This is a genomic window from Phenylobacterium sp. (assembly GCF_036563285.1).
Lineage (GTDB): Bacteria > Pseudomonadota > Alphaproteobacteria > Caulobacterales > Caulobacteraceae > Phenylobacterium.
Map to the genome: position 1 here is coordinate 216,561 of NZ_DATCMR010000010.1, position 6,784 is coordinate 223,344.

General features: G+C 69.6%; 3 protein-coding genes. All 3 read right to left on the reverse strand.

The features are described 5' to 3' along the window. Window positions 1–360 precede the first annotated feature (360 nt). Complete coding sequence (locus tag VIL76_RS10645; RefSeq protein WP_332045002.1) at window positions 361–1,704, reverse strand: HlyD family type I secretion periplasmic adaptor subunit; 1,344 nt, start codon at window positions 1,702–1,704, stop codon at window positions 361–363. Between the two features lie 5 nt (window positions 1,705–1,709). Beyond that, on the reverse strand, window positions 1,710–3,431 hold the full coding sequence (locus VIL76_RS10650; protein WP_332045003.1) for a type I secretion system permease/ATPase: 1,722 nt from the start codon (window positions 3,429–3,431) through the stop codon (window positions 1,710–1,712). A gap of 77 nt (window positions 3,432–3,508) precedes the next feature. Continuing rightward, window positions 3,509–6,784, reverse strand: a 3,276-nt coding sequence (locus tag VIL76_RS10655; protein ID WP_332045004.1) for an Ig-like domain-containing protein, incomplete at its 5' end; no start/stop codon positions are given.

Consider the following 6,784-nt stretch of genomic DNA (forward strand, 5'->3'; position numbering starts at 1 on the left):
GCCTAGCGCGCCCGCCCGGACGGCGGCGCCCCGCACGGCGCCTGGCAAATCTGCGGCCAAACGGGACAATCGACCATGCCGCGCCCCCCAGCGTGCATCGAGCCAGCTAATCCGTAGCCGGTTTTTCCGAATGATGCCCAGCAATTCCGTCCTGGCGACGGCGCCTCTCGGCGAAAGCCGCTAGGGTAGGGTGACGACGTCAGCCTCTGGCGATCGACCGCCGCAGGGCCGCATCGGCGAGGTCGGGGGACGGCCGACCTCGGGTCCTCCGATGTCGACCTCAAGCTGCGGACCTGACCGGCGGGACCGCCCCAAGAACATGGCGGTCCTCCGCATGGCGACGGGTGAGGGGCCCTGCGGCTAGTCCTCCCGCATGGCCCGCCCGAAGCTGTCGCGGAACGGCTCCGTCAGGTAGCTGATGGGGCGTCGTTTGCCGGTGACGATGAAGACCTCGGCGGGCATCCCGGGCTGAAGGCTCGAGCGGGTGGCCTTGGGCAACTGGGTCGTGGGCAGGGAGACCTGAGCGACGTAGTAGGTCTCGCCGGTGCGCGGGTCGGTGAGCGCGTCGGCGGAGACCGACTGGACCTGGCCCTCGAGGATGGGCAGGCCGCGCTGGTGGAGGGCGGGAAGGCGAACCTCGGCCTTGAGCCCTGACCGGACGCTGTCGATGTCCAGGGGAGAGACCTTGGCGTCGATGACCAGTTCCTCGCCGGTGGGGACGATGTCCACGACGGGCTCGCCGGGGCGGATCACCCCGCCGGGCGTGACGAACCTGAGGTTGGTGGCGCGGCCGGTCTGCGGAGCGGTGATGACGGTGCGCTGCTGGATGTCGCTGGCCGAGCGGACCCGGTCGCCGATCTCCATGAGCCTGTTCTGGACGTCGCGCAGCTCGGCGGTGACGTCCTTGGTTTCGGAGCGGCCGAGGTTGGCGCGCTGGAGCTGCGCCTCGGCGATGGCTTCCCGGGTGCGGGCGATCTGGGCCGCCTGGTCTCCGCGCTGCCCCTGCAGCTGGGCAAGGGCGCGCTCCAGCGCCAGATAGCGGGGCTTGGTGGTGAGGCCCTTCTCCAGCAGGCCCTTGGTGGTTTCCAGCTCTTCTTCGACCAGGCGCATCTGGCGGTCCGAGGCCTGCAGCTGGGCCTCGTAGGCGGAGACCTGGGCCCTCAGCTGCGCCGTCTTCTGCTCGAGCACCGCCATCTGCCCGCCAAGGTCCGCGCCCCGGGCCCGGAACTGCATCTGCTGGCCCTTGAGGATCTTGGCTATGTCCGGGTCGCCGCTGCGGGCGAGAAGCTCCTGCGGGAAGGCGATACGTTCGAGGCCGTCCCGCTCGGCGACGAGGCGGGCTTCCTGCGCCCTCAGGGCCGCGTAGCCGTCGCCCACCAGGTCGGCCATGGCCGAGGTCTGGGTGTCGTCCAGGTAGATGAGCGGCTGGCCGGCCTTGACCCACTGGCCTTCCTTCACGGCGATCGTCCTGATGATCCCGCCTTCCAGGTGCTGCACGGTCTTGCGGTGGCTCTCGGCGCGTATCGCTCCGGGCGCGACGGCCGCGCTGGACAGTTCGGCGAACACCGCCCAGCCGCCGAACAGGCCGAAGAAGACGGCGATGGCGGCCAGTCCTATCAGGAGCGGCCGGCCCAGCGGCGGCCGCTCGGAGCCTTCGCCCCAGATGGCGGCGGCGGGGAGGCTGTGGGTGGTCTGCTGGGACATGGTCACTACTGCTGCACGCGGACGACTTGCGGGCGGGGCTGGGGACGCGGCATCAGCGCCTGCAGCACCTCGTCACGGGGACCGTAGGCGCCGATCTCGCCGTCGCGGAGCATGAGGATGCGGTCCGCGCGCTCCAGCAGGGCCGCCCGGTGGGTGATCAGGACCACCGTGCTGCCGGCCGCCTTCAGGCGCTGGACGGCGTCCGCCAGGGCCGCCTCGCCGTCTCCGTCGAGGTTGGAGTTCGGTTCATCCAGGACGACGAGCCTGGGACGCCGGTAGACGGCGCGGGCCAGGGCGATGCGCTGCCGCTGCCCGCCCGACAGGTGCTGGCCGCCGTCGCCGATCTCGGTCTCGTAGCCCCGCGGCAGGCGCAGGATCAGCTCGTGGACGCCGGCAAGCTGGGCGGCCTCCACGACCGCCTCGGCGTCGATCTCGCCCAGGCGGGCGATATTCTCGGCCACGCTGCCCCCGAACAGCTCCACGTCCTGGGGAAGGTACCCCACGTGACGGGAGACGTAAGCGCGCGGCAAGGCGAAGACGTCCGCGCCGTCGAGACGGACGAGGCCCGCCGTCGGCGGAATGGCTCCCACCATGAGCCGGGCCAGGGTGGACTTGCCGGCGCCGGAGGGACCGACCACCGCCAGCGTCTCCCCTGCAGGCAGGCCAAAGCTGAGCCCCTTGAGGATCAGGGGTGCGGCCAGGGTCGTGCGGTACACCAGACCCTCGGCGGCCAGGGCGCCGGCCGGCGGCGGCAGCGTCATGGCGTCAGGACGGTATTCCGGCTCCAGGGCGAAGGCCTTCAGGCGCAGGACCGCCGAGCGGACGCCGATGATGTTGCGCCACCCGCCGATAACCTGCTCCAGCGGGCCGAAGGCCCGCGAGAGGAGGATGGAAGCTGCGATCATCGCCCCGCCGCTGGTCTCGCGCTGCATGACCAGGTAGGCGCCCAGCGCCAGCACCAGGGTCTGCACAGCAAGGCGCACGAACTTGGTGGCCGCGGCCACGCCGCTGGCCCGCTCGAGCGTCTGGTCCTGCAGCGACGAGGCGCGCTCCTGCGCCGCCCCCCAGCGGGCGCCGACCGCCTCGATCATGCCCATGCCCTCGATCACCTCACCATTGCGGATGGTGGCGTCCAGCTGACGGCGGGCCATGAACGTCGCCTCACCCGCCCGAAGCGCCGGCTCGCGGGTGAGGAGCTCCCCCGCCAGCGCCAGGCCGAGCAGGACGGCGGAGGTGAGGATGGCGAGCAGGCCGAACAGAGGGTGCAGCAGGAAGGCGGCGACGATGAAGATCAGCGTCCAGGGCAGGTCGAAGAGGGCGACCATGCCCGGTCCGGTGACGAAGCCCCTCAGGGCGGCCAGGTCGCCCAGCGCCTCTGGGCCGTAGTTGCGGTTGCGCAGGCGGCTCTGGACGGCCCGGACAAAGAGCCCGGGGGCCAGGCGCCGGTCGATCCAGCCACCCATCTGCGCCAGCAGGCGGGTGCGGGCGTAGTCGAGTACGGCCAGGGTCGCCAGCGCAAAGCCAGTGATGAGCGTCAGGTAGAGCAGGGTGGGCCCGCTGCGGCTCGCCAGCACCCGGTCGTAGACCTGCATCATGTACAGTGGAGCTGCCAGCAGGAGCAGGTTCTCGAAGAAGCTGAACAGTCCGACGGCGATGACTCCGTCCCTGCACGCCCGGATGGCGGCGCAGACGCGGCAGTCCTGGGCGCCATTCACTGTCGGATTCATCTGTCCCGCCGCCAAACAAGTTCAGCCCCGGCTGTGCGCCGGGGCTGAGTTGAAGTCACTGTGGTCGAAGTACGCAGTTACGCATCGAAGCTGAAGTTATCGATGGCGTTCTGGGAGGAGCTCGTGTCCCAGCGCAGCCACTCGATGTCCTGGAAGATCGGGTTGTTGCTCAGGTCCACGTAGCCGATCTGGCTGATGACCAGGGAGCCCTTGGAGGTAATCCAGGTGCCCGTGCCCACGATGTTCTGGAACCCGTTCACCGAGAACGTCGTGTCGGCGTTGTCCGGGTTGAAGTACCGGAACTCGTAGGGGGTCGAGCAGCAGCCGTTGTGGTTCATCAGGTCCATGGTCGCGTCGCCGCCGTAGTTGCCGAAGTGCACGTGCGGACCCGCGCTGGGGTCGTAGAACGACTGCACCGTCATACCCCCCTCGGTGTGGGACAGGGGAGCAGACCCGTTGGCGGCGCTGTTGAAGCCCATCGTGGCGGTGATGCCGCTGTTGACGATGCCGCCGCTGTTCCCGGCGACGGTGACCGTGACGGTCGCCGTGCTGGTGTTCCCTGAGGAGTCCCGCACCGTGTAGGTGAAGGTGTCGGTGAGGGACTGGCCGTCGTTGAGCGCCTGCAGGGCCGCCGCGTTCTGCGGGTTGTAGAACACCTGGTTGTTGGCGACCTGGATGACCGCCCCCTGGGCGCTGGTGCCCGTCGTGCCGCCGCCGTTCAGGCCGATGACCGTGAGGCCGGCGCCCGTGTCGTTGCCGAGCACGTCGATGTAGATCCGGTTGTCCTCCCCGGTGGCCGCCGTGTCGTTCGCCGCACCGAAGTCCGTGACGCCGTTCACCGTGACGTTCACCGTCTGGGTCGCGGTCCCGCCGTAGCTGTCGGTGACCGTGTAGGTGAAGGTGTCGACGACGCTCTGCCCGTTGTTGAGCGCCTGCAGCTGTGCGGAGCCGGTAGGGTTGTAGACCACCTGCCCGTTGACGATCGTGACTGCCGCGCCGCGTGCGCTGGTCGACTGCACGCTCGAGAGCGTCACGGTGTCCAGGTTGTCAGGGTCGCTGTCGTTGGCGAGGACATTGATCGTGATGCTGGCGTCTTCGCTGGTGGAGCGGCTGTCGGCCTGCGCGATCGGATTGTCGTTCGTGCCCCGCAGTGTCCAGGTGACGGCGCCTCCGGTCACGGCGGCGCCGTCGGAGACGCCGTACTGGACGGATACCGTAGTGGCCTCGCTCTGCGAGAGGCTGTTGTAGGCGATGTGGGTCGGGTCGAACGAGAAGGTGTTCGTCGCCGGATTGTAAGACACCCCGGCGGGCAGCGGCGAGGAGAACACGACCACGGACAGGGGGTCGCCATCAGGATCGCTGGCGTTGGAGAGCGCGTTGAACGCCAGGCTGGGCCCGCCTTCCACGGTGTCGCCGATGAGACGACCGGTGATCACGGGAGCATCGTTGGTCCCGGTGATGGTCCAGGTGGCCGTCGCCGGCGTCGTGGCCGTGCCGTCGCTCACACCGTAGGTAACCGACACGGTCTGGCTGACGCCGGCGGCCAGCTGGTTGTAGGCCGGATCTGTGGGGTTGAGCGTGAACGATTTGGTGGTTGCGTCGTAGGTAACGCCGGCCGGCAGGGTGGCGGGGACATTCACCACGCTCAGCACCGCAGCATGGTCGACGTCGGAGGCGTTGGCCAAGGCGTTGAGGGTGACAGCGGCGCCACCCTCCGCGGCCGAGCCGCTGACGGGGCCTGAGACGATCGGCTTGTCGTTCGTGCCGGTGACGACGACGGTCACGGGCTGGGTCGAGGACCCCCCGTGGTTGTCGATGACGGTGACGTTGTAGGTCACCGTCAGCTTCTCGCCGGCCGCCAGGAAGTCGAAGGTGCTGTCGGTGGCTGCGAAGGTAGCGGACACCCGGCCCGCGCCGGCCGACTCGGTCAGCGACACCGCCATGGCGGTGGCCAGGGCCGCGGCAAGCCCGGCAGGAGCCGCACCGGCCGAGTAGGTCACGCTGGGCGCCCCCACCGTGACCGTGTGGGTGTCGGACAGGTCGACGTCGGTGAACGCCAGGGTCTGGGCGAAGCTGTCGACCGCCGAGGAGCCCGTCTGGCCGGAGGCTTCGGAGAAGCCGGTGGCCTGCAGCGACACATTGTCGATGATGCCCCCGAGGCTGTCGTTCGTGCCGACCTCCCGGAATTCCACCTTTCCGGTCGAGCCGCTGCTGACCACCTCGAAGCTGTAGTGCTGGGCTGCGGTGGACGAAGGACTCAAGGTGGCGATCACCTGGCCGTTGAACAGCACCTGGAAGCTGTTGGACGACGCGGGTACGCCGGAACGGGCCGCCGTGTCGAAGCTCAGCAGGTAAGCGGTTCCAGGCTGGGTGGCCACGGTCTGCGAGACGTCGTCCGCGCCGCCGCCGGTGTTGGCGTCGAGCTCGAGGACGTTGCCGCTCATGCCCGTGACGCCGTAGGTTCCTGCGGAGAGAACTTCGATGGCGCCGCCAGACCCCGCGTTGCTCCAGCCGGTCGCGCCGGCGGAGAAGTCGCCGTTGGTGAGCAGGTTCGCGCTCTGGGCGGGCTGCACGACCGGCGCGTCGTTGGCGCCGGTGACGGTCCAGGACACCGAGGCCGGCGTCGTGGCGATGCCGTCCGTGACACCGTAGCTGACCGTCACGGTGCGGGTCTCGCCCACCGCCAGGCTGTCGTAGGCGGAGTTTGCCGGGTTGAGGGTGAAGCTCTTGGTCGCGCCGTCATAGGTGACGCCGGCCGGCAGGGCGGCGGGGACGTTGACCACGCCCAGGACCGCGCCGGTGTCCACGTCCGAGGCGTTGGCGATGGCGTTGAGCGTCACGCTAGCCCCGCCTTCCAGGGCCGCGCCGGTGACGGCGCCTGTCACCTTGGGGGCATCGTTGGTCCCCATGATGGTGACGGTCACCGTGGCCGTGCTAACGGCGCCGGCGGCGTCGCGCATGGTGTAGGTGAAGGTGTCCGTGGTGGTCTGCCCCTGCGCCAGGTTCTGGAAGGCGCCGCCCGGGTTGTAGGAAACCGTCCCGTCCGGATTGGCGGTGACGGAGCCGACCGCACCCGTGGTGTCGACCGAGACCAGGGTCTTGCTGTCGCCGGCGTCCGCGTCCGTGTCGTTGGCGAGCACGTTGATGGTGACCGCGGAGCCGTCCTCGACCGCGGCAGAGGCGTCGGCCACGGCCACGGGCCCGTCGTTGGCGCCGGTGACCGTCAGGGTCACGGTGGAGCTCGACTGGGCGCCGTGCTCGTCCTGCATGGTGTAGGTGAGGGTGACGGTCTCGCTGACGCCGAGCGCCAGGTGGTCGAAGTCCGCACCCGGGTTGAACGCCAGCTTGTTGTC